This window comes from Paucibacter sp. M5-1, assembly GCF_027498415.2.
Lineage (GTDB): Bacteria > Pseudomonadota > Gammaproteobacteria > Burkholderiales > Burkholderiaceae_C > Roseateles_E.
The window spans coordinates 5,476,001-5,497,081 of the sequence record NZ_JAPZLM020000001.1 but is presented as its reverse complement, the minus strand read 5'-3'; the positions used below and the strand labels follow the sequence as shown (position 1 = coordinate 5,497,081).

General features: G+C 67.0%; 20 protein-coding genes. 7 read left to right on the top strand and 13 right to left on the bottom strand.

The window, feature by feature from the left end; all coding sequences use genetic code 11:
• Positions 1–2 precede the first annotated feature (2 nt).
• The 6 genes from O5M90_RS25935 (at position 3) to O5M90_RS25910 (ending at position 6,199) form a co-directional block, all read left to right on the top strand.
• Positions 3–1,355: a PepSY-associated TM helix domain-containing protein gene (locus O5M90_RS25935; protein ID WP_269841008.1), complete on the top strand. Its 1,353-nt coding sequence runs from the start codon at positions 3–5 to the stop codon at positions 1,353–1,355.
• Positions 1,356–1,466: 111 nt separating this feature from the next.
• On the top strand, positions 1,467–3,518 hold the full coding sequence (locus O5M90_RS25930) for a TonB-dependent receptor (protein ID WP_269841009.1): 2,052 nt from the start codon (positions 1,467–1,469) through the stop codon (positions 3,516–3,518).
• A gap of 11 nt (positions 3,519–3,529) precedes the next feature.
• On the top strand, positions 3,530–3,817 hold the full coding sequence (locus O5M90_RS25925; protein WP_269841010.1) for a hypothetical protein: 288 nt from the start codon (positions 3,530–3,532) through the stop codon (positions 3,815–3,817).
• 13 nt (positions 3,818–3,830) lie between these two features.
• Entirely contained in the window at positions 3,831–5,426 is a 1,596-nt protein-coding gene (locus O5M90_RS25920) for a PepSY-associated TM helix domain-containing protein (protein WP_269841011.1), read from the top strand.
• Positions 5,419–5,769: a DUF3325 domain-containing protein gene (locus tag O5M90_RS25915; protein WP_269841012.1), complete on the top strand. Its 351-nt coding sequence runs from the start codon at positions 5,419–5,421 to the stop codon at positions 5,767–5,769. Before O5M90_RS25920 ends, O5M90_RS25915 begins: the two co-directional genes overlap by 8 nt.
• A gap of 229 nt (positions 5,770–5,998) precedes the next feature.
• Positions 5,999–6,199, top strand: coding sequence for a hypothetical protein (locus O5M90_RS25910; RefSeq protein WP_269841013.1), 201 nt, complete (start codon positions 5,999–6,001; stop codon positions 6,197–6,199).
• 347 nt (positions 6,200–6,546) lie between these two features.
• Here the strand turns inward: O5M90_RS25910 and O5M90_RS25905 are convergent, their stop codons facing one another.
• The 13 genes from O5M90_RS25905 to flhD all read right to left on the bottom strand — a co-directional run bounded on the left by O5M90_RS25905 (position 6,547) and on the right by flhD (position 19,271).
• Positions 6,547–7,890: a methyl-accepting chemotaxis protein gene (locus O5M90_RS25905; protein WP_440402447.1), complete on the bottom strand. Its 1,344-nt coding sequence runs from the start codon at positions 7,888–7,890 to the stop codon at positions 6,547–6,549.
• Positions 7,891–7,960: 70 nt separating this feature from the next.
• Positions 7,961–8,674, bottom strand: coding sequence for an RNA polymerase sigma factor FliA (locus O5M90_RS25900; RefSeq protein ID WP_137943276.1), 714 nt, complete (start codon positions 8,672–8,674; stop codon positions 7,961–7,963).
• Positions 8,675–8,693: 19 nt separating this feature from the next.
• The gene (locus tag O5M90_RS25895) at positions 8,694–9,500 is read right to left on the bottom strand and encodes a MinD/ParA family ATP-binding protein (RefSeq protein ID WP_269841015.1); all 807 of its coding nucleotides are present in this window, start codon (positions 9,498–9,500) and stop codon (positions 8,694–8,696) included.
• 12 nt (positions 9,501–9,512) lie between these two features.
• Positions 9,513–11,123 carry a flagellar biosynthesis protein FlhF gene (gene flhF / locus O5M90_RS25890; protein WP_269841016.1) on the bottom strand — a complete coding sequence of 537 codons (1,611 nt, stop codon included), beginning with the start codon at positions 11,121–11,123 and terminating at the stop codon, positions 9,513–9,515.
• Positions 11,120–13,225, bottom strand: coding sequence for a flagellar biosynthesis protein FlhA (gene flhA / locus O5M90_RS25885; RefSeq protein WP_137943279.1), 2,106 nt, complete (start codon positions 13,223–13,225; stop codon positions 11,120–11,122). The genes flhF and flhA overlap by 4 nt, the downstream gene beginning before the upstream one ends.
• Positions 13,222–14,397 carry an EscU/YscU/HrcU family type III secretion system export apparatus switch protein gene (locus O5M90_RS25880; protein ID WP_269841018.1) on the bottom strand — a complete coding sequence of 392 codons (1,176 nt, stop codon included), beginning with the start codon at positions 14,395–14,397 and terminating at the stop codon, positions 13,222–13,224. Before O5M90_RS25880 ends, flhA begins: the two co-directional genes overlap by 4 nt.
• Before the next feature lie 168 nt (positions 14,398–14,565).
• Positions 14,566–15,201 carry a protein phosphatase CheZ gene (locus tag O5M90_RS25875; protein ID WP_269841019.1) on the bottom strand — a complete coding sequence of 212 codons (636 nt, stop codon included), beginning with the start codon at positions 15,199–15,201 and terminating at the stop codon, positions 14,566–14,568.
• A 14-nt stretch (positions 15,202–15,215) separates the two neighbouring features.
• Positions 15,216–15,608, bottom strand: coding sequence for a chemotaxis response regulator CheY (gene cheY / locus O5M90_RS25870; protein ID WP_137943282.1), 393 nt, complete (start codon positions 15,606–15,608; stop codon positions 15,216–15,218).
• Between the two features lie 26 nt (positions 15,609–15,634).
• Positions 15,635–16,588: a flagellar motor protein MotB gene (gene motB, locus O5M90_RS25865; RefSeq protein WP_269841020.1), complete on the bottom strand. Its 954-nt coding sequence runs from the start codon at positions 16,586–16,588 to the stop codon at positions 15,635–15,637.
• A 12-nt stretch (positions 16,589–16,600) separates the two neighbouring features.
• Positions 16,601–17,458 carry a flagellar motor stator protein MotA gene (gene motA, locus O5M90_RS25860; protein WP_262973878.1) on the bottom strand — a complete coding sequence of 286 codons (858 nt, stop codon included), beginning with the start codon at positions 17,456–17,458 and terminating at the stop codon, positions 16,601–16,603.
• A gap of 56 nt (positions 17,459–17,514) precedes the next feature.
• On the bottom strand, positions 17,515–18,300 hold the full coding sequence (locus tag O5M90_RS25855; RefSeq protein ID WP_440402445.1) for a class I SAM-dependent methyltransferase: 786 nt from the start codon (positions 18,298–18,300) through the stop codon (positions 17,515–17,517).
• 23 nt (positions 18,301–18,323) lie between these two features.
• Entirely contained in the window at positions 18,324–18,860 is a 537-nt protein-coding gene (gene flhC / locus O5M90_RS25850; protein ID WP_171018277.1) for a flagellar transcriptional regulator FlhC, read from the bottom strand.
• A gap of 87 nt (positions 18,861–18,947) precedes the next feature.
• Complete coding sequence (flhD, locus tag O5M90_RS25845) at positions 18,948–19,271, bottom strand: flagellar transcriptional regulator FlhD (RefSeq protein WP_137943286.1); 324 nt, start codon at positions 19,269–19,271, stop codon at positions 18,948–18,950.
• Between the two features lie 459 nt (positions 19,272–19,730).
• Here flhD and O5M90_RS25840 point away from each other — a divergent pair, with 459 nt between their 5' ends.
• Complete coding sequence (locus O5M90_RS25840; protein WP_137943287.1) at positions 19,731–20,966, top strand: flagellin; 1,236 nt, start codon at positions 19,731–19,733, stop codon at positions 20,964–20,966.
• Positions 20,967–21,081: the final 115 nt, after the last annotated feature.

Sequence of the window (21,081 nt, the reverse complement as noted above, 5' to 3'; positions counted from 1 at the left end):
CCATGCGCACCCGACCCTGGTTCCGCGTCCACAGCTTTGCCGGCGTGGTGACGGGGCTGCTGCTGTTCATCGTCTGCTGGACGGGCACGTTCGCGACCGTCTCTCACGAGATCGATTGGTTGCTCACTCCGGCCGTGCGCGCTGAACCGGCAGCGAGCTTCGACCCGGACGCCGCCGAGCGCGCCGCGCTGCAGGCGCAGCCAGCCGGCAAGTTGCTGTGGATGGCTTGGCCGCTCCACGCCGGCTTCGCCGTCGACGTGGTGCTGAAGACACCGTCTTCGCCGATGTGGCGTGCCTATGTGGACCCGGCCAGCTTGCAGCCTCAGGGCGGCAACACCTACTTCAACGTGCAGCGCTTCTTCCGCAGCCTGCACATGTCGCTGTTCCTGAAGTTCGGCATCGGCATCTACATCGTCGGCGCCGCGGGCGTCGTGCTGCTGCTCTCGGCTGTCACGCCGCTCGTATTCTTCAAGCGCTGGTGGACGAAGTTCTTGCGCTTCCATCCGAGGGGCGGCGCCCGCGCCGTCACCAGCGAGGCCCACAAGCTCGCCGGCCTGTGGAGCCTGTGGTTCGTGCTGCTGATTGCGGTGACCGGCATCTGGTACATGGCCGAGCAGTTGCTGATCGACGTCGCCGACGCGAAGTTCATCTATCCGCCGCCGCCGGCCTTCTCCGGACCCGCTGAACCCCGGCTGCCCTTGGCGACCTTCGTGCAAGCAGCGCAAGCGGCTGCCCCGGCGCTCGACATACGCACAATCGGTCGCGCCGGTAATGGCCTCGTCTACGTCAACGGCCAGGCCGGTGACCTGCTGGTGCGCGACCGCGCCACGACCCTGTTCTTCGAGCCGACGACCGCCCGCATCGTGGAAGCGCGGCAGGCCGGCGACCAGGGCCTGGCGGGCCGCTGGGTCGAGGCTGTCGACCTGTTGCACTTCGGCACGCTTGCCGGCCTGCCGACCAAGCTGCTCTGGTTCTTTTTCGGGCTCGCGCTGTCTGGCCTTTGCCTCACGGGCGCCTATCTGCATGCCGCGCGCCTCGCTGCGGCCGGTGCCGACAAGGCCCGCTGGCGCGCCGTGGGGCCGGCCACACTCGCTACGCTGGTGCTGCTGGGGTGGACGGTGCAGGGCGGGCTGGCGGAAGCCCGCCGCTTCGGCCCGGTCGTGAGCGGTCATCCGACCTTCCCCGAACTGCCGTTCTCCGTCCTTGCCTTCCTCGCCGGCTGGGTCGCCGCGACGCTGGGATTGCTCGCGCTATGGAGCTTCATGGTGTCCCGGCGGGGCCCAGCATCGCTTCCAACGTCCTCCTTGCCTTCGCCGCGGCGCGAGGTCGCAACTCCAGCCCAAGCGGATCTTTAGCTGCCAAGCCTGCCGGCCACGAATCACCAGATAACCACAACCTTAGAGAGAATCTCAGTGCATCCAGTCCTCACGCCGTCCGCCCGGGCGGCACTCGCTTTGATCGCTACCTTGTCGCTGGCCACCCCGCGGGCGACCGCACAAACCGAGGCGCCCGCCACCGCGGCGGACAACACCCTGCCAGTCGTGAAGATTCGCGTAGCGGCCAGCGCTGGCGAGCGTCCGCCCGCACAGGTTGAGGTAACGCGCTCGGGCGCTGCCGTGTTGGACACGCCGCAGACCATCAACGTCATCTCGGCCGAAACAGCCCAGCTGCAGGGTGCCCAGACCATCGGCGACGTGGTGCGCAACAGCGCCAGCGCGCGGCCGTCCAACTATTTCGGCACCTACGAGTCGGTCTACACGCGCGGCTTCTGGATGACCACGACCAGCAACTACCTGCGCAATGGCTACCGCTGGGTCCACCTCAGCCAACCGGCCAAGCGCAACGTCGAAAGCTATGAGCTCATCAAAGGCCCGGCCGGCCTGGACTATGGTCGCGTCGAACCCGGCGCGCTGATGAACATCGTCACCAAGCGGCCGCTGGAAACCGCTTGGCGCGAAGTCACGCTGTCGGTCAGCGAAGGCGACGGCTGGGACACCGGGTTTGACCTTTCCGGCCCGCTCGATGCTGACCGTACCGTGCTTTACCGGCTGAACGGCGGCACCGGACGGCAGGCCTTCGTCACCAATGCGGTCAAACCGCGCCAGCACGACCTCGCCGGCGCGCTGGCCTTCAAGCTCTCGACGGACACCCGGCTGGACCTCGACTTTGAATGGACCGACCGAAGCCAGGCCATTTACCCTGGCCTGCCCGTGCCCGATCCTCGCAATGCTGACAGCGCCGACGCGGTCCCCATCGACAATTTCTATGGTGAGGCGGCGGGCCGCTTCGACGGTTGGCACAAGCTTCTGACGGCCAAGCTGCAGCATCGCTTCAATGCCCAGTGGTCGGCCAATCTTGGCTTCTCTGACAACAAGACCCGCCGCGACGTGAAGCAGATCCGCCTGACCGGCACCACGGGCAATGTCGTCAACCGCGCCGCCAACCCCTTCGCCCAGCAGTGGAACGTGCAGACCCTTCAGGCCGAACTCAAGGGCGACCTGCAGCTGGCAGGCATGCGTCACCGCATCACCCTGACGCTGGACCGCTCGGGCTATGACCGTGAGGGCAGCAGCAACAACGTCGGCACCGTCGCTGCTACGACGCTGCGGAACCCGCAGCCCACTGGTGCAACATTCAGCTACGGACCGGTCACCACTGGTGAAGTGCGCGACATCGGCGTCGCGCTGCAGGACTACATCGAGCTGTTGCCCCACTGGAACCTGCTGGCAGGTGTGCGCCGCTCCAGCTCGCGCGAGGTCAATCCCGGCACCCCTGACCAGACCGGCCGCAGCACCGACCCCACGCTCGGCGTGATCTTCAAGCCGCAGCCGACCATCAGCATCTACGCCTCACTCGCTCGCTCGTTCTCGCCAAACGCCGGCACGCTGCTTGCGGCCAACGTCTACGCGCCGCCGTCGCGTGGCAAGCAGGCGGAGCTCGGCGCCAAGGCCGACTGGCTGGGCGGCCGGCTGCGCACCAGCGCCTCGATCTACGAGCTGACCAAGAGCAACGTACCGACGCCGTCACCGCTGAACCCGCTGTTCAGTGAGGTCAGCGGGGAGCAGCGCTCGCGGGGCGCTGAGTTTGAGCTGCAGGGCCAGCTGACGCACGACTGGAACGTCAGCGCCGGATACGGCTACACCGATTCCGTCATCACCCGCGACAACGTCGCTGCCAACGTCGGCAAGACCGCCGCCTGGACGCCGCGCCACACCGCCAGCCTCTGGAGCACCTACCAGCTGGGTCACGGCTGGTCGCTGGGGGGCGGTGTCTTCCACACCGGCGCCAAGTTCGTCGCGACCAACAACCTCGTCGCCATTCCTGCGCACACGCTGGTGGACGTGATGGCAGCCTACCGTTTCCGCACCGGCCTGCCCGGTGCCCGTGTACAGCTCAACCTGCGCAACCTGTTCGACACCCGCCACTATGAAGGCGGCGGCAGCAGCGCGGCGGGCTTCACCAACCTCTACCCGGGCATGCCGCGCACGCTGTCGGCATCGCTGTCCGTGCCGTTCTGAGCGAAACCCCGATGACCCCGGCCTCCATCTGGTGCCACCGCGCCCTCGTCACCTTGCACCTCGTGCTGGCCGTGGCTGGCGGCTGGGCCGTCATCGCGCTGGCTGTGCCACTCGCAGGTATCGCACTTGCAGCGCTCGGCATGATCCGCAGCGAGGCCACCGTGCTGGCAATGATGCTGGGGTTCATCGCCTACCTGTTGCTGCTGATCTGGGCTTTCAGCGTTCGCCTGCCGCGTCTGCTGGCCGGCCTGCTCGGCAGCGCCATGCTGTGCGGCCTGCCGCTCTATGTGCTGAGCTGACCGAGGAGCTCCGATGTACCAACCGACATTCCGCAAGTCGATGGCCTGGTTGCACACCTGGGCCGGCGTCGTCATCGGCAGCCTGCTGTTCGCCATCTTCTGGATGGGCACGCTCAGCGTGTTCGACCGTGAGATCGACCGCTGGATGAATCCGGCCGCGCGCCTCACGCCCATCGCGGCGCCACTCCCCAGCGGTGAACTGCCAATCCGCCTTGACGGCCCGGTGGCCGAAACCGCCGCACGCCTGGGCGCTGGCAGCACGCAGTACTTCATCCGCCTGCCCACCGACCGCATGCCCGTTGTCGAAGTGCGCTGGCGCTCGCCTGGCGCTGAGACCTTCGAGCGCCGCTATCTCCATCCCGTGAGTGGCGCCGTGCTGCCCCACACCGATACGCTGGCCGGCACCGGCTTCATCTTCCCCTTCCACTACAACCTGCACCTCAAGTGGATGGATCTCGGCTACTGGCTGGTCGGCATCGCTGGCATGGCGATGCTGCTGCTGGTGGTGTCGGGCGTCGTCATCCACCGCAAGATCTTTGCCGACTTCTTCCTGTTCCGCCCCAGAAAGCACCTGCAGCGCGCCAGCCTCGACGCACACAACCTCAGCGGCGTGCTGGCCCTACCGTTTCACTTCCTGATCGCGCTGTCGGGGCTCGTCATCTTCATGAACATCTATTGGCCAACGGCGCCTTGGGGCGCCTTCGGCCAGCAAGCCAAGCCCAAGGAAGCCTTCCAGGCCGAGGCCTACGGCAGCTTCCGCCGGCCCAAGGCCAATGTGCCTGCCACGCAGCCAGCCGTCTCCCTGGATGAACTGCGCGCGCGCGCAGAGCAGCACTTCGGCGGGCCGGCCCACTTCGTTCGCGTGTGGCATCCCGGGGATGCCAATGCCCATGTCGAGGTGCGCCGCAGCGCAGGCGACCGCGTCACCATGCTGGTGGACAACGTTCACTTCGACGCCACGACGGGCGCGGAACTGTCTGTCAAGCAGACCTCGCCTGTGATGGCCGTGCAGCGCTTCATCAGCGGCATGCACTTTGTGCAGTTCCGCCATTGGACGCTGCGCTGGCTCTATTTCGCTGCCGGCCTCGCAGGCTGTGTGCTCATCGCCACCGGCTTCCTTTTCTGGCTGGAGGCGCGCCGCGCCAGCCACGCCAAGAGGGGCCTGGCCGGCGTTCGTGTGGTCGAGGCACTGACGGTCGCGAGCGTGCCAGGCATGCTCGCCGCGACCTGTGCCTTCTTTTGCGCCAACCGGTTGCTGCCGCTGGAAGCCTCGGCCTTCGGACTACAGCGGCAGGGGCTGGAGATGCTCGCCTTCTATGCCGTCTGGCTCGCCACGCTGCTGCACGCGGCATTCAGGGACCGCGCCGCCTGGCGGGACCAGTCCGCCCTGGTCGCGGCGCTGGCCGTTGCGGCGGTGCTGCTGAACTGGGCAACGACCGGCGATCACCTGGGCCGCACGATTGGTGACGGTCTATGGAGCGTGGCTGGCATGGATCTGCTGCTGATGGTGCTCGCGGCCGGAGCAACTCGCACCGCCTTCCACTTGCGACAGAGCGCCGGCCCCGTGGGCGTATATGGGGCACGCCGCATCGAGGCTGGCCATGCTTGAGTCACTGTGCATGCTTGCCGCAGGCTTGCTGCTGGTGGCCGCCTTCGCGCTGCTTGCACTGTCCCAGGATCGGCACTGGGAGGCAGTAGCAGAAAGACCGGGGCCCACGCCTGTGCGCCGTGGTTGGCACCGCGGGATTGCCTCCACCTGCATCACCGCGACGCTGCCGCTGTGCTGGTTCACCGCAGGCGGCGGCATGGGAACCCTCCTATGGAGCTTCCTCTGCTTTGCAGCAGCCTTCGCCGTGTCGCTGACGCTGACGTGGCGGCCAGGCGCCTTGTTGCCGTTTACCACCCCGAGCGGGCCCAGAGAGACCGAGCACTCAACCCGGCATGCTGGCTGAACAGCGCGTTCGACCAGCCCAGGCTCGCCTCTGTTCTGACCTCAAAGCTTAGCTTCATTCAAGGCAAACCGCTTCGCATCCGATCGCCTCGCGGAGACCGGTGATGTGCTGGCGATCGTGCATCGGTCGATATGGGGGCGCCAGCGCCAGGTGATGCTCAACGCGCGGCCGATACCCTTCCTGGGAGCGTCGCGACGCCGGTGCGGCCATGGTGCTATGGCTTGCACGCTTGAGCGCGGATTGGTTGCCAAATCTCGCCCGCCTGGCCGTCTCGATGGAAAGGAGAAATCGTGCGGACATCGCCTCGGCGGCGCTGGACATGCTCTCCCGTGAGGACCCGCCTGAATTGTGGCGGCTCATCGAGGCGCACATTGACGTTGCGCAGGTTCCAGCCGTGCTGCTCAGCGAATACCATTCCGGCTCCCTTTGAGCGATTCGGTTTGTTCAGTAGCTGGCGATTCAGGGTCGTTCAGCGACATCCATCGACTCGCTGCTCGAAGGTCAGCTTTGCTGCGCCCAATCATGCGCGGCGGATGGCTGCGACGGGTCGAGTCGAGCCCGTCGCGCCGACCAGGACCGGTCGCAGATCAGGCGTTACCGCCGAGCGGGTGTGTGGACGGCTGCTGTCCGTCGCCTTTCTGCCGATCATGGCGGCACCGATTGCCGTCATGAATGTCGGCTTGGTGGTGACCACCGTGCGTACGCGCGCCGACTGCGACCGGCTCCTAACGCTGCAGAGCGGACCATCAATTCGTTCCGCTGCCCCACAACTCCAACTCAGAAATTAAACGCCAACCTCAATCCCCCCCAATGCCGCCCGGCCACCATGATCGGTGCGGCGACTTCCTTGAGGAGGACGAAGCGGCCGCCACCCATGTCGCGGCGGTAGGTCTGTAGCAGGAAGGGGCGCTGGTTGCGGGCGGAGGCCAGGCCGGTGCGGTCGTTGAAGATGCGGCGGTAGCGGCTGTTGGCGGTGTTCCAGACCACATCGCCACTGCGCTGCGGCTGGTTGTACTTCTTGTTGTGGGTGGCCACGTAGCCGTTGCGGTCCACCGCGATGCAATACACCACCTTGTCGCTCAGGCTCAGCAGTCGCTCCTGCACCGCCGGGAACAGGCGGTCGGCCAGCTCGGTGAAGGGGGTCAGGTGTTGCGGCGGGTTGCTGCCGTTGATCGGGCGGTAGTGCTCGTCGAACAGCTGCTCGATGCGGATCGCGCCGGAAGCCACCGCCTGCTCCAGCAGCGCGGCGATCTCGGCAGCGGCCTGCTGGGCGCCGCGGATCAGCGGTGAGTCCTCGACCTCGACGCCGGACTCGGCGATCTGCTCGATCAGCTCTTCCGACAGGCGCAGAAAACGCTCGCTGCAGGCATAGGCCTTGCTCAGGCCGGCCACGGCCTGCTTGACCTCGCCCTCCAGCACGGCGGCGCGCTCGTTCAGGCTGGCCGTGGTGAGGCGGCTCTGCTCGGCCGAGCTCGAGATCAGGCCGACATCCTTCTCGACATCGCCGAAGGCCGCATGGATGCTGCTCTTACCGGCGTGGGCACCGTCGCTGGCCAGCTCGCGGCTGAAGGCGTCGATGCGCGCATCGAGCGCCGCGATCGAACCGATGATGGACTTGGAGGACGCCTCGACCCGGCCCGCCAGGTCCTTGACCGCATCGGCCACGACGCCGAAACCACGCCCGGCCTCGCCGGCGCGCTTGGCCTCGACCGAGGCATTGAAGGCGACGAGACGGGTCTGCAGCGCGATCTGGGTGATCTGGCCGGCGGCGTCCGAGACATCGCGCAGGGTCTGGACGATGCCGCCGACCTCGGCGCCGACACCGGCCAGCGCGCTGCGGGCGCGACCGACCGCCTCGCGGGTCAGCCGGGTCGAGTCACCGATGGCTTGCTGGGATTGCTGGACCTGGCCGAGCTGGCCGGCCAGGGCCTGCATGGCCTGGCCCTGGGCCTCGACGATCTTCTGGGTGTCTTCGAGCACGCCACGCACCTCGGCGGCATCGCGGCCCAGGGTCGAGACCGAGCGCGACAGACGCTTGACCACCTCCAGGCCGGCGCCGGGCGCGACCGGGCCAGGCTCGGGCATTGCAGCGTCGGGGTGCCGACGCAACCAGTCGAACATGCTGAGTCCCCTCCGGCCGCATCGTGTGGCGGCCTGCCGTCGGTGCCGCTCGCGGCGGCGTCGTTTTGTCTTACCAGTCGCGCAGCTTAACGCGCAAACGGGCGATCGACTGGCTGTGCAGCTGGCAAACGCGCGACTCCGTGACCTTGAGCACGGCCGCGATCTCCTTGAGATTCATGTCGTGCTCGTAGTACATGCTCATCACGAACTGCTCGCGCTCGGGCAGGTTCTTGATGGCCGCCACCAGGGCTTCGCGCATGCGGTGGTCCTGCAGCAGGGCCACCGGGTTGTTGCTGTCGTCGACGACATGGCGGTCCAGATAGTCTTCGTCGCCTTCGTCGCCGCTCATGTCCTCCAGAAACACCAGCTGGGTGCCGCGCACCTTGCCGAGCAGCTCCTGGTATTCGAGCAGGCTGATGCCCATCTCGACCGCGATCTCGCTTTCCTGCGGCGCCCGGCCGAGCTTTTGCTCCAGCTTGTGGACGGCGCTCTCGATCGAGCGCTGCTGGCGGCGCGTGCCGCGGCTCATCCAGTCGCCGCCGCGCAGCTCGTCGAGCATGGCGCCGCGGATGCGCTGGGTGGCAAAGGTTTCGAACTGCACGCCCTGGCCGGTGTCGAAGCGGCTCAGCGCGTCGGTCAGGCCGATCAGGCCGACCTGGATCAGGTCATCCAGCTCCACATTGGCCGGCAGCTTGGCAATCATCTGATGCGCCAGCCGCCGCACCAGCGGGCTGTACTGCTTGATCAGAGAGGAGTTATCGAGTCGACCTTTGGCGGTGTACATCATTGGCTCCAGCGACTGTTCAAACGGCGGCCATGGCGGCACGTGCGCCGCGCAGCATCGGCCGCAGCGGCAAGGTGTCGGCGGCGGATTCCAGCAAGGCGCCGGGCGGCGCGGCCATCAGCAGCTCGCGCGCCAGATGGCGCAGCTCGGGGGCCATCGGCGCGCTGGCCGGCTGGCGCGGGTCCAGGCAGGCCCAGTCGCGCAGCACCGCGCCGAGGAAACCGTCGGCGCAGCTGCTGATCTGCTGGGCGATGCGGTCGGCCAGACGCAGCTGCGGCGGGCAGGCCAGCAGCAGGCTGTAGACCATCAGGCCGGCCCGCTGGGTCAGCCACTTCATGCCGGCATAGGCATGGGTGACGCTTTGCGAATCGGTATCGGCCAGCAGCACCGGGCGCAGCTCGCGCTGGGCCACCATGCGGGCCAGCTCGGCCGCGCTGGCGTGCAGGATCACGACATCGGCAAAAGGCGCCGCGTCGGTGACCGCTTCGAGAAACTGGGCGGCCGAGCCATGGGCGTTGATATGGCGCAGCGGCAGGCCACGCGCGGCCAGATAGGAGACCTGATCGGACAGGCGCTCGACACAGGCGGCCAGATCCACCGCCGCCAGCTCGGCCGGCTGCGGCGACAGCTCGCCGGCATCGACCACCAGCGTGTGCAGGCCCAGCTCGGCGAAGGCGGCGCACAGGCCTTCCAGCAGCGCGCCGCCGTTGACCACATGGGGGTTGCTCAGCACCGGGATGAAGCGCACGCGCGAGGCCGCGAACAGGCGGCGCAAGCCGTCGGCCTGGTCTTGCGGGGCGGTGTGGCGATAGGAGTTGCGCATCATGATGGGTGGGGCTCAGTAAGCGCCGAAGGCGGCCGGACGGGCGGCCTGGGCGTTATTGGCGGCGGCCAGCGCGGGGCCTCCGGCGAAGATCAGGTTCACATCGGCGCTGTCGACACGCCAGGCCGGGGCGGCGGCATTGCGCAGCGCGCGCTGCACCAGGGCCGGGGCCGACAGGCGGTGCCAGTCCTCGGGCACGCGCTGGCCGTTGGTCACGCCCAGCACCTTGAGCTTGTGGCGTATCAGCGTGTCCAGCGCCGGGGCCAGCTTGACGGCCTCGTCGATCTTGGACAGCACCACGCCCATGCACTCGCTGGCGCGCCAGGCCTGGGCCACGTCCTCGATGGTCTCGCCCTGCTGGGCGGCGTTGAGCACCAGGATCTTGCGCAGGCTGGGGTGCGACAGCATGTCCAGCAGCTCGGTGGTGCGACTGTCGCGCTGGGCCATGCCGGCCGTGTCGATCAGCACCATCTTCTTGCCCGACAGCAGCTCCAACAGGTCTTCCAGCGAGGTGCGGTCATGGGCGGTGTGCACCGGCACGCCGAGGATGCGGCCATAGGCGCGCAGCTGCTCGTGGGCACCGACGCGGTAGGCGTCCAGGGTGATCAGGCCCAACTGGCCGGCGCCGTGGCGGGTCGCGAAGGCGGCGGCGATCTTGGCCGTGGTGGTGGTCTTGCCGACACCGGTGGAGCCGATCAGCGCGAACACGCCGCCCTGCTCTTCCAGCGCCGGGTTCTGCTCGTCAGTCTGCAGATTGCGCGACAGCACATTGGCGGCCCAGCTGCTCTCGTCGGCGGTCTGCTGCTTGAAGTCGGCCGGCAGGCCTTCGACCAGCTTGCGGGTCAGCGCGGGCGAGAAGCCGGCGTCCAGCAGCTTCTGCGTCAGCCGGGCCTGGGCCGGCTGGCGCTGCAGCTTCTCCATGAAGGCCAGCGCGCCGAAGCGCTCCTCGATCAGGCCCTTCATCGAGCGCAGCTCGTTCATCATGTCTTGCTGGTCGCGGCGGCTGGCGCCGGCGCTGGCCGCCAGATCGGGCACGGCCGGGGCGCTGACGCGGATCTCGTCGCGCAGCACCGGCGGGCTGCGACGCGGGGCCGGGGCCGGGGCCGGCGGCGCGGGCTCGGGCTGGCGCGGCGCCATCGCTTGCAGCGCTGCCTGGGCGCGCTGCTGGCGGGCGGCCACCAGCGAGGCCACACCCTCGGGGGGCAGCTCCGGCTCGGCCGGCATCATGTCCATGCTGGGTTCGGTGCGGCCGCCGTTGAGCTCGGCATGGCGGCGCTTGAGCATGCGCTCGCGCACATAGTCCTGGAAGGACAGCGTGCTCATCGCCAGCGCCTGCACATCGGCATTGACGCCGGCGTCGCCGAACAGCACCGGCGCCTGGCGCGCGGCGCGCTCGCTCAGCGGAGCCTCCTTGGGGCGGGCCTGCACACGGCTGGGCGCGCTGACCTTGGGTGCCGTGGCGGCCACCTTCTCGATCTGCGACATGCCCTCGGGGGCCATCGCCAGCACCTCGACGCCTTCCTTGCAAGGCTTGTTGGAGAGCACGACGGCGTCATCGCCAAAGGCCTGGCGCACCAGGGCCATGGCCTCGCGGGCGGAACGGGCGGTGAAGCGTTTCACATTCATGCTGTGCCTCCAATGACCGAACCGATCCGGATCGAATGAGTTTCAGGAATTTCGCTATGGCCCAGCACCTTCAGGCGCGGCGCGGCGCGGCGCAGCAGGCGTGCCATCGGGGCGCGGATCAGGTCGGGCACCAGCAGGCAGGCCGGCACGCCACGGTCCTCCTGGGCCTGGGCGGTCTCGGCGGCGCTGCGGGCCAGGGTGTCGGCGACACCGGGGTCCAGCGCGGCGCCGTGGGGGGAATTCAGGGCTTGCGTGACCAGGCGCTCCAGCTCGGGCTCCAGCGCGATCACGTCCAGCTCCTTCACCGGGCCGTAGATCTGCTGCACGATGGCCGGGGCGATATGGGTGCGGATGCGGCGGGCCAGCTCGGCCGGGTCGGCAACGGTGGCGGCGTTCTCGGCGATCGACTCGACGATGGAGCGCATATCGCGGATGTGCACGCCCTCCTCCAGCAGCAGCTGGAGGACTCGTTGCAGGGATGAGATGCCGACCATCTTGGGTATCACGTCTTCGATCAGTTGCGGGGCTTGCTTGGTGAGGTGATCCACCAGTTGCTGGGTCTCCACTCGGCCCAGCAGCTTGGCCGCGTGGACTTGCATCAAGTGTGAAAGATGGGTGGCAATCACGGTCGAGCAATCAACCACGGTAAATCCCGCCATTTGGGCCATTTCGCGCTGGCGGTCCTCGATCCAGGTGGCCGGCAGGCCGAAGGCCGGATCGGTGGTCTGGGTGCCGATCAGCTTCTGGCTGGCATGCCCCGGGTTGATCGCCAGCCACATGCCCGGGAAGGCCTCGGCCTCGCCGACCACGGCGCCGCGCAGGGTCAGCCGGTACTGGCTGGGGCGCAGCTCCAGGTTGTCGCGGATATGCACCGGCGGCGGCAGAAAGCCCACATCCTGGGCAAACTTGCGCCGCACGCCCTTGATGCGGCTGAGCAGATCGCCCTCGCGGTTCTTGTCCACCAGCGTGATCAACCGGTAGCCGACCTCCAGGCCCAGCGTGTCGATGGGCACCAGATCGTCCCAGCTGGCCTCGGCATTCGGCTCGGCAGCGGCGGCCGAGGCAGCCGGCTTGGCGGCAGCGGCCGCTGCGGTCTTGGCCTGGGCCTGATCGCGCGTGCGCAGCCACCAGGCCAGATAGCCCAGGCCGCTGGCGATCAGCAGAAACACCAGATGCGGCATGCCGGGGATCAGGCCCAGCGCGCCGATCACGCCGGCCGTGACCGCCAGCGACTTGGCCGAGCCGAAGACCTGGCGGCCGATCTGGCTGCCGATGTCCTTCTCCGAGCCGACCCGTGACACCACCATGGCCGCGGCCACCGAGATCAGCAGCGCCGGGATCTGGGCCACCAGCGCATCGCCGACCGCCAGCAGCACATAGGAATCGGCCGCCTGGCCGGCCGACAGGCCGTGCTGGGCCACGCCGATGATGAAGCCGCCGATGATGTTGATGAACAGGATCAGGATGCCGGCGATCGCATCGCCGCGCACGAATTTGCTGGCACCGTCCATCGAGCCGAAGAAGTCGGCCTCGTCGCCCAGCTCGGCGCGCCGGCGCTTGGCCTCGGCCTCGTTGATCAGGCCGGCGTTCAGGTCGGCGTCCACCGCCATCTGCTTGCCGGGCATCGCATCCAGCGTGAAGCGCGCGCCGACCTCGGCAATGCGCTCCGCGCCCTTGGTCACGACGATGAAGTTGATCACCACCAGGATCGCGAACACGATCAAGCCGACCGCGAAGTTGCCGCCGATCAGGAAGTGGCCGAAGGATTCGATCACCTTGCCGGCCGCGCCCGGGCCGGTATGGCCCTCCAGCAGCACGACCCGGGTCGAGGCCACGTTCAGCGACAGGCGCAGCAAGGTGGTCAGCAGCAGCACGGTCGGAAAGGCCGCGAAGTCCAGCGGCTTGACCATATTGGCGGCCACCATCATCACCATCACGGCCATCGCGATATTGAAGGTGAACAGCAGGTCCAGGATGAAGGGCGGCAGCGGCAGCACCATCATCGACAGGATCAGCAGCACCGCCATCGGCGCGCCCAGCGCCGCGACGATGCCGGCCCGCGGGCCTAGCAGGGTTTGCAGTCGGGCCATCAGCGCGTTCATTGCTCGTCGTCCTCAGGGGCGCCGCTGCGCTGGGCGGCAGGCTTGTTGTGGGGGTCCAGCTCGGGCGGCACGACCGGATCGGGCAGGGCCGGTGCCACGCCGCGCCCGGCCAGGGCCGCGCGCAGCTGGTAGACATAGGCCAGCACCTGGGCCACGGCGGCGAACAGCGCGGCCGGGATCTCGCGGTCCAGCTCGGCATGGGCATAGAGGGCGCGGGCCAGCATCGGCGACTGCAGCACCGGCACCTTGGCGTCTTTGGCCAGGTCGCGGATCTTCATCGCCAGCAGATCGGCGCCCTTGGCCACCACCTGGGGGGCGGCCATCCTGCCCTCTTCGTACTTCAGCGCGACCGCATAGTGGGTCGGGTTCATCACGACCAAGTCGGCGGTCGGCACGGCGGCCAGCATGCGGCGCTTGGCCATCTCTCGCATCTTGGCGCGCATGCGCGACTTCACTTCCTGATTGCCTTCGAGCTCCTTGAACTCCTGCTTGACCTCTTCGCGCGACATCTTCAGCCGCTTCATATAGAGCTGGTACTGCAGCGGCACATCGATGACGGCGAACAGCGCCAGGCCCAGGCCCAGAAAGGCCAGGCCGCCCATCAGCTGATCGCCGGCATAGGCCAGCGCGGCCGGCAGCGGCACCGACATGATGCCGACGTAGTTGGCGATGCGGTTCTTCATCACCAGGCCGGCGATCAGCGCCAGCACCAGGGCCAGCGCGCAGGCCTTCAGCGCCTGGCCCAGGCCCTGCCACTGGAACAGCCGGGCAATGCCGGTGAGCGGATTGAGATTGGAGAACTTCGGCGCGACCGCCTTCATCGTGAAGTTCCAGCCGCCCAGCGCCACGCTGCTGAGCACCGCGACCAGGCTCAGCAGCAGGCCCACGCCCAGGCTCAGCAGCAGGCCGCGCAGGCCGATGTCGAGAAAGCGCTCGGTCATCATGCCGGGCTTGGCCAGCAGCTCGGCGTCGAAGCGCAGGCTGAAGTCCATCAGCTGCTGCAGCCAGGCCACGCCCTCGGGCCCGCCGGCCGCCAGCAGCGCGCCGCCGGTCAGGATGACGGCGAAATGGCCCAGATCGCGCGAACGCGGCACCTGGCCCTCGGCCCGAGATCGCTGGATCTTCTTGGCTGAGGCCGGTAAGTTCTTGTCTTGTGCGTCTTGGTCGGCCATGGCGGATGAGGCGCTCCGATGAGCGCTGCGCCATTGTTGGCCGCCAAGGCCGCGAACTTAAGCCGGATAAAGGGGGGGAAACCGGCGGTGATCCGGCCCCGAGAAACGACAAACCCGCCTCTGAAGGCGGGTTCGGGCGGGTTCGGGGCGGAGGGGGCCGGCTGCGGACTAGAAGCCCAGGCTGGCCAGCAAGTCGTCGACCTCGCCCTGGTTGGTCACCACATCGGTGCGGCCTTCCGGGTTCACGACCGGGCCTTGCAGGATGCTGGCGTCGACCTTCTCGCGCTGCTCCGGCGGCACCACCTGCACCAGCAGCTTGACCAAGCTGTCTTCCAGATCATTGGCCAGGGTCACGACCTTGGCGACCACCTGGCCGGTCAGGTCATGGAAGTCCTGGGCCATCATGATGTCGGTCAGGTGCTGGTCGATCTGGCCGGTCGAGGCCTCGACCTGCTTGACGAAATTGAACACCGCGCCGCTGGCCACGGCCTTGACCGGGTCGGCCGTGATGGCCCTGGCCATTTCATTGGCGGCCTCGGTGATGCGGGCATGTTCGGCCTTGGCCTGGTCGACCGAGTTCAGCACCTTGTTGGCGGCCTCGGCGGTCTTGCTGGCGATATAGGTCAGGCGGCTGCGCGCATCGGGCAGGCCGTCGGTGGCGGTCTGCAGCTTGGGCATCACGCCCAGCTGCTGCATGGTGTCGTGCAGCACCCGGGTGATGGTGCCGAGCTGCTGGAACACCTCGGGCGAGACCATCAGCGGGTCGGTGCCACTGCCCAGTTTGGCGAGTTCTTCCATCTTCATGGTGATCTCCCGCCTCAGGCCGCAGCGGCCAGTTTCTGCATGATCTTCTGGACTTTTTCTTCCAGCGTGGCCTTGGTGAAGGGCTTGACGATATAGCCGGCCGCACCGGTCTGGGCGGCCAGCACGATGTCTTCCTTGCGGGCCTCGGCCGTCACCATCAGCACCGGCAGATGCTTCAGATTCGGATCTTCCTTGATGGCCTTCAGCAGCTCGAAGCCCGTCATATTGGGCATATTGATGTCGCTGACAACAAAGTCGTACTTGGCCTGCTTGAGCATGTTCAGGGCCTCGACCCCGTCCTCGGCTTCCTCACAATTGTTGTAGCCGATCTCCTTCAGCAGCCCGCGCACGATGCGGCGCATGGTGGAGAAATCGTCAACAACCAAGAATTTCATGTCAGTGCTCATGGCTTTCCTCGCAGGTCTAGAGGGTCTTATCGGCTTGTGGGGGCAGGACTTGAGGGCTGGCTCGCCGCGTTTTCGGACGCTGCCACCGGCTCCTCATCTTCAATCTCGGGCAAATTCTTCAGCACCGCATCCTCGGCGTCACGGTTCATCACGATGATGCTGATGCGGCGATTCGCGGGGCTGGCGGGGTCCTTGGCATCGAGCAGCTTGCTGGAGGCCAGGCCCTGCACCCTCAGCATGCGTGCCTCGGGCAGACCACCGGCCACCAGCTCGCGGCGCGAGGCGTTGGCGCGGTCGCTGGAAAGCTCCCAGTTGCTGTAGCCGCGATCCCCGGAAGAAAATGGCTGGGCGTCAGTATGGCCCTCCAGCGTCAGGCGATTCGGCACTTCGGTCAGAACCTCACCGAGTTCGCGCAGGAGTTCACGCATATAGGGCTTCACGATCGCGCTGCCGCTGTCGAACATCGGGCGGTTGCCCTCGTCGACGATCTGGATGCGCAGGCCTTCGCGGGTCATGTCCAGGCGGATCTGGCCGCCCAGCGCGGCCAGGCGCGGGTTGTCGGCCAGCACCTCCTCGACCTTGGCCTTGAGCTGCTGCAGCCGGGTGCGCTCGGCCTTGCGCTGCTCTTCCTTGAGCGCGCGCAGATTGACGGCCCGGCGCTGGGCCTCGACCTCGCCGGCCTTGACCTGGCCGGTCTGGCGCGTCAGGTCCTGGCCGCCGCCACGTATCACATGGGAGGAGTCCCCCGAGCCCGAGCCGCCCAGCATCGCCACCTTCAGCGGCGACGAGAAGTAGTCGGAGATGCCCTTTTTGTCGCCCTCGGTGGTCGAGCCCAGCAGCCACATCAGGAGGAAGAAGGCCATCATGGCCGTCACGAAGTCGGCGTAGGCGATCTTCCAGGCGCCGCCATGCGAGGCGTGACCGCCCTTCTTGACGCGCTTGATGATGATGGGCTGGAGCTTTTTGGCGTCACCTGCCATGACCGTCTACCCTCACTTCTTCTTCACATGGCCTTCGAGTTCGGCAAAGGTTGGGCGTTCCGTAGAGTACAGCACCTTGCGTCCGAATTCGATAGCAACCTGGGGCGCGTAGCCCTGCATCGAGGCCAGCAAGGTGGTCTTGATGCACTGCAGCTCCTTGCCGTCCTCGTCGACCTTGTTCTCCAGCAGACCGGCCAGCGGCTCGGCAAAGGCATAGGCCAGCAGAATCCCGAGGAAGGTGCCGACCAGGGCCGAGCCGATCATGCCGCCCAGCACCGCCGGCGGCTGGCCGACAGAGCCCATGGTGTTGACCACGCCCAGCACGGCCGCGACGATGCCGAAAGCCGGCAGGCCGCCGGCCAGGCGCTGGATGGCCTGCACGGCCATGAAGGCCTCGTGATGGTGGGTGTCGATCTCGTTGTCCATCAGCGACTCGATCTCATGGGCGTTCAGATTGCCCGAAACCATCATGCGCAGATAGTCGGTGATGAACTCGGCCACATGGTGATCGTTGCCGACCACCGGGTATTTCTGGAACAGCGGCGAGCTGTGCGGATCTTCGACATCCTTCTCGATCGACATCAGGCCCTCCTTGCGGGCCTTCTGCAGGATGTCGTAGAGCAGGGCCAGCAGCTCCATATAGCGGGCCTTGGTGTACTTGCTGCCCTTGAAGCAGGCACCCAGGCCCTTCATCGTGGCCTTCATGACCTTGGGCGGATTGGTCGCCAGCATCGCGCCGATGGCCGCACCGAAGATGGTCGTCATCTCGAACGGCAGGGCCTTCAGCACCACGCCGATATTGCCACCGTGAGCAATGAAGACCCCGAAGATGCAGGCCATGGCCAGCACCCAGCCAATGATGACAAACATGGATGGATTCCGTTTTGTATTCGCTTGCGGCGGGTTCGAGCTTGTCGGCCCGGCCCTCAGTTGCCAGTCATATCGGCGTCGGCGGCGCGCTCTTGAGCGATGCTGCTCGCATAGACCCACAAGCGGTGCCGCCCGCCCAGCTCGATGCAGGCCCGCGCCGGCAGCGCCGGCAGCTCGAAATCAAGACTGACCAGCCAGGCCTCGGGGCGCAGCTGCTCGCGCATCTTGGTCAGCGCCTGCGGCATCGACTCGGGGCGCTGGAACAGATAGATCAGATCGTAGGCGCGCCAGTCATCGGCCCACATATCGCCGCGCCGCACCCGTGCCCAGGGGCAACGCCAGGCCGCCAGACGGGCCAGCAAAGCGCTCCACTCCACCCCTTCGATGCGGGCCAGCGGGTAGACCCGGTGCAGCTCGCGCAGACCGTGACCCAGGCCGCAACCGGCGTCCAGCACGCGCGCACCCGGGTGCAGCGGCGCGATCTCGGCCAGGGCTTGCAGGGCGCCCGGCGGCGTGGGATAGAGCGGCGCATCGCGCCAGAGCCGCTGCGGATAGGCCAGGGCCAGCAGGAGCAGCGGAAGCAACCAGGCCCAGGCGGGCAGGCCGGACGCCGCGCCGCTGATCAATAGAGAAAGAGGAAAGCCCAGCGCCACCATCACGCGACGCCAGCGACTGGGCTGTGTCAGCGCCAGCAGCAGGCCGGCAAGACCTGCCCCCAGCGCGGCGGGCAGCGGCCCCAGGCCGAGGCGAACCAGTGCGAGAAACAGCAGCCAGGCGCCGCCCCAGCTCAGCAGGGCCGGCAAGGGCCAGGCGCGGTGCAGCGCGGCCATAGGGAAAGGCATGGCCGAGGCGGGCACCACAGGTCTCAATGCATATGGATGCCGCCCTGCGCCTTGCCCTTGCCGGCGCGGGCCGGTGGGTTGCACAGGCCGCAGACATAGTGACGGGCGATCTCGTGCGGGTGGGTCACGAAGTGGCCGCCGCACTTGCTGCATTTGGTCATCGTCAGCATGCCGTTGTCGATGAACTTCACCAGGCGCCAGGCGCGCGTCACCGAGAGCTGCTCCTCCAGGCCCTGGGCCTGGGTCTGCTCGCGGTAGAGCTGGAAGGCCTTGATGACGGTGTCGATCTCATCCATCTCGGCGACCTTGTTCAGGTACTCGTGGATGTTGAGGAAGAGCGAGGCGTGGATATTGGGCTGCCAGGTCATGAACCAGTCGGTCGAGAACGGCAGCTGGCCCTTGGACGGCGACTTGCCCGAGACTTCCTTGTACAGGCGCAGCAGACGCTCATAGCTCAGATCGGTCTCCGACTCCAGCACCTGCAGGCGCGCGCCCAGGTTGATCAGGGTCACCGCACGTTCGATCTGGCGGGCTTCGGTCAGGATGCTTTTCTGGCGCATGATGGTCACTCTCGATCGGTGTTCAGTATTTCGCGGGGCCAGCGCCGGGCCGCTCCCAAGCGGCCCCGCATGACCGGGGTTCAACAGTCAGGCGGCTTCTTGGTGGCGGCCTGCCATCAGGATGCTGGCATGCAGGCGGGAGACCTGGTCGTTGGCGGCGGTCTTGCCGTGGCTGGTCAGCAGACCCCAGACCATGTCGTCGTCCATGCGGAAGCGGCACAGCAAGGTATTGCCCGAGGCGATCTTCATCATCTGAGCCGGGCTCAGCGTGCCGATCAGGGTGGCGGTCTCTTCCGAGATGCCCAGGCGGTACAGGGCCTGCTCACGGTCGCTACGGATCAGGCTTTGCGCCAGCATCAGGTAGGACAGATTCGCTTCACGGATCTCGGCGAGGATTTGGTCTGCGTTCATCTGGCGCTCCTGTTGTTTCGGTTTGGTTCCAACGTGAAACGGATTGTGAAGACCGGAACAGGACCCCAACATCAGGCCAAATCCGCGCGTTGCGTCTCTCTTCCGAGCAGGGCCGTGTCAGGCAAATTCCTACAAGCCTGCTGCAGACCAAGAATTACCGTTTTGTTCCGGCGAGCGCCTGCCCCACGTAACAGCGTGTGAAACATGCCTAAAGTTCTGTCAGGCCAGATCGATAAACATCCCAACGGAATCGAAGCTTCGGCTCCGTGGTCCGGAACAGCCGACCGGTGGATTTTGAGTGGATCAACTCAGACGACCTCTCAAGTCTTCATCGACTAGCTGCCGCCGGACGCAGTCTGCGGCTTGCCGCAGACGCGGGGAGCGCCATCACCCGATGGCGAGCCCCGAGGCAAGAGCCGGCGTCTGCCGGGAGCACCTGTAACACTTTGGAGATCGATCATGTCAATGTCTGTCAACACCAACTCGGTTTCGCTGAACGCCCAGCGCAATCTGTCCTCTTCGCAAAACTCGCTGGCCACCTCGATGCAGCGTCTGTCGTCCGGTCTGCGCGTCAACAGCGCCAAGGACGATGCCGCCGGCCTGGCGATCGCCGAGCGCATGAGCGCCCAGACCCGCGGCCTGAACGTCGCGGCCCGCAATGCCAACGACGGCATCTCGCTGGCCCAGACCGCTGAAGGCGCGCTGGGCAAGGTCGGCGACATGATGCAGCGTATGCGTGAACTGGCCGTGCAGTCGGCCAACGCGACCAACAGCTCCGATGACCGCAAGGCCCTGCAGGCCGAAGTCACGCAGCTGCGTGATGAAATCGACCGCGTCGCCAAGAACACCTCGTTCAACGGCCGCAAGCTGCTCGACGGCTCCTTCGGTTCGGCCAACTTCCAGGTCGGCTCCGACTCGGGCCAGAACATCACGGTCGGCAGCCTGACCGACACCACCACCGCCGGTCTGTCCAACATCACCTATGGCGACAACTCGACGCTGTCGGCCGCTGGCGACACCGGTGCGGTGGTCGTGACTGACGCCGTCGTGACCGGCTACAACGCCGAGATCGCGGCCGGCACGCTGACCATCCAGGTCGGCACCGGCACCGCGATCGACCTCGGCAAGATCGAGGCCGCCGGCTCGGGCAAGGAGCGTTTCGGCCAGGTCATCGAGGCGATCAACCGCAAGACGGCCGACACCGGCGTCTCGGCCTTCGCGACCGCCAATGCCGACGGCACGATGCGCCTGGAAGTGGTCAGCTCCAAGCTGGACTCCGCCACCCCGCCGGTGCCCGAGACCATCACCTTCGCCGGCTTCACCGCCGCCGACACCGGCATGGCCGTGGCCGATATGGCCCAGACCGCCAAGCAGAACGAGGTCGGCATCGACGATATCTCGGTGGAAACCGAGAAGGACTCCTGGGTTGCGATGAAGCAGCTCGACAGCGCGCTGAACCAGGTCAACAGCGCCCGTGCCAAGCTGGGCGCCGTGCAGAGCCGCTTCGAGAGCGCGGTCGGCAACATCATGATCCAGAGCGAGAACACCTCGGCGGCCCGCGGCCGCATCATGGACGCCGACTTCGCGACGGAAACCTCCAATCTGTCGCGCACGCAGATCCTGCAGCAGGCCGGCACGGCAATGGTGGCCCAGGCCAACCAGCTGCCGCAGCAAGTGCTGTCGCTGCTGCGCTGATCGGCCAGACACCGGGCGCGCAAGCGCTCGGTTGAGTCCTCCAACCAAGCCCCGGCCCTGCGCCGGGGCTCTTCATTGACGGCATCGAATAAGGCATCGAACACCCTGCTTATCG